Annotated in this window: 1 pseudogene; it reads right to left on the bottom strand. The window is 38.3% G+C overall.

The features are described 5' to 3' along the window. Positions 1-121: 121 nt before the first annotated feature. Positions 122-514, bottom strand: a pseudogene (locus JI666_RS20995) (DUF2812 domain-containing protein); the annotation flags it as partial.

Here is a 514-nt window from a genome sequence, read left to right as displayed (position 1 = left end):
GCTCCGAGTTTATGTAAGACTTGAATTCGAGATAATTGAAGGAGGTTGAATAAATCTGAACGATCCAATATTCAAGCCACCCCAGCCTTATTAAAGTGGTGGTCAGAGTTATTCTGTCCATTCACTGTATCGTCTTTCTAACTCGCCTATAATACAATAATGAACGAACAGAAAAATAACCGAATACGATGACGACCATAGTTTGCACCACTACCATCCAAAAGATAGAGTCAAAAATCTCTCCCTGAAGAATATCACTGATATTCATTGTGATTAACCAAATATATAAAATCGTCAAAGGCAAAAATATGCCCCCTTGCCAAAGAGTAACACGCTTAGCATGCCTTAACTTGTGATAGGGGTCACTGTACAGCTGAGGTTTTTCCTCTTCACTAGTGTACATTTTCGCCCATAAGGTCCAAGACATGAAAGCAGAAGAAGAATGGAACAATTGATACCACCCTCGATCGCTATGCATATAAAAATAGTCCGATTCAACAGATTTTTGAAAATC

Source organism: Bacillus sp. NTK071 (genome assembly GCF_017303315.1).
In the GTDB taxonomy this organism is placed as follows: Bacteria; Bacillota; Bacilli; order Bacillales; family Guptibacillaceae; genus Guptibacillus.
Note: the sequence above shows the minus strand (reverse complement) of the source record. Positions and strands in the feature narration are given on the sequence as shown.